Consider the following 1,446-nt stretch of genomic DNA (forward strand, 5'->3'; position numbering starts at 1 on the left):
GGGGCGGCGGGCGAGGGCGGCGAAGGCCCGCACATAGTCGAGGTCGACCCGGCGAAAGGCCGCGGCGGAGCCTGCCTCCCTGCGGGTGGTGCCGAGGCAGCAGAAGGCGAGGTCGACGGGATGGGGCAGCTGCACGGCGTCCAGCGCGTCGAACGGGACCGGCAACCAGGGGCGATGGGGGGCGGGGTCACCGGGGGTGCGGCAGAGCAGGGTGAGCCGGTGTTCGGGGCCCAGCTCGCGGAGCAGGGCCCGGCCAATGAGGCCGGTCGCCCCCGCGATCAGGATCTGGCTCATGACGACCTCCTTGGAACGATGCGGGCGATGTGTCTCGAGCATGGCCCGGCAGCGGCGCCCTGACTAGCTATCCCCGGATAAAACAAAACCGGCCTGGGCCGGTTTTGTCATGGAAATCAGAGCGGGGTCGTGAAGGCGGCGGGGAGGGGGAAGTCTCCCGTGGCGGTGGCCAGCCTGTCACCCACGAAGTTCAGGGTCAGCTCCTTGCGCTCCTTGTCGCCACGACCGGGCTGGAACTCGTAGAGATAGTACCAGGTGTTGGGGTCGAAGCCGTCGCGCAGCATGGGGGAGCCCAGGACGAACTCGACCTGCTCGCGGGTCATGCCCTGGCGCAGCTTGTCGACCTGCTTTTGTTCCACGTAGTTGCCCTGGGGAATATCGATGCGATAGACCAGGCTGCAACCGGACAGGGTGAGGGCGGTCAGGGCCGCGGCAATCAGGTGTTTCATCCGCATATCGGGTTCAGATCATCCATACAGTCTTTTTAGCTCGCCAAATCATACCCACTCCCCGTGCGGAAGTAAAAAGCCATTGATCCATCAGCCAATAAAAAGGGCCGCAAGGCGGCCCTGGCAATCTGGTGTCCGTCACATGGCGGCGCGGAAGATGGCGACGATCTCGGCGTGGCTCGCCTGCTTGGGGTTGGTGAACCCGCAGGCGTCCTTGAGGGCGTTGTCCGCCAGCACGTCGAAGTCGTCGGCCCTGACCCCGAGCTGCTCCAGGCCGGCCGGGATCGCCACGTCGCGGGCCAGTGCCTTGATGGCCTCGATGGCGGCGGTGGCGCCCTGCTCGTCGCTCATGGCGCTCACGTCCACGCCCATGAAACCGGCCACGTCCTTGAGGCGGCCCGCGCTCACCCGGGCGTTGTAGGCCTGAACGTGGGGCAGCAGCACGGCGTTGCAGACCCCGTGGGGCAGGTCGTAGAAGCCGCCGAGCTGGTGGGCCATGGCGTGCACGTAGCCCAGGCTTGCGTTGTTGAACGCCATGCCGGCCAGGAACTGGGCGTAGGCCATCTGTTCGCGGGCGTGCAGATCATCCCCCTGGTCGACGGCGGTGCGCAGGTGTCTGGCAATCAGCTGGATCGCCATGACGGCGCTGGCATCGGTCACCGGGGTGGCGGCGGTGGAGACATAGGCCTCGATGGCGTGGGTC

Annotated in this window: 1 protein-coding gene and 2 pseudogenes; all 3 read right to left on the bottom strand. The window is 66.9% G+C overall.

Going from position 1 to position 1,446, the window contains the following annotated elements:
* A pseudogene (locus tag BN1136_RS04395) lies at window positions 1-294 on the bottom strand (nucleoside-diphosphate sugar epimerase); the annotation flags it as partial.
* A 116-nt stretch (window positions 295-410) separates the two neighbouring features.
* Window positions 411-749 carry an outer membrane protein assembly factor BamE gene (locus BN1136_RS04400; protein ID WP_005325779.1) on the bottom strand — a complete coding sequence of 113 codons (339 nt, stop codon included), beginning with the start codon at window positions 747-749 and terminating at the stop codon, window positions 411-413.
* Between the two features lie 132 nt (window positions 750-881).
* Window positions 882-1,446, bottom strand: a pseudogene (locus BN1136_RS04405) (L-threonine dehydrogenase); the annotation flags it as partial.

It is taken from the genome of Aeromonas taiwanensis (genome assembly GCF_000820165.1).
GTDB classification, from domain to species: Bacteria; Pseudomonadota; Gammaproteobacteria; order Enterobacterales; family Aeromonadaceae; genus Aeromonas; species Aeromonas taiwanensis.

What these genes read in the sequence shown, in the direction of transcription:
- BN1136_RS04400 (WP_005325779.1), bottom strand. Translation starts at nt 749, where the DNA reads ATGCGGATGAAACACCTGATTGCCGCGGCCCTGACCGCCCTCACCCTG.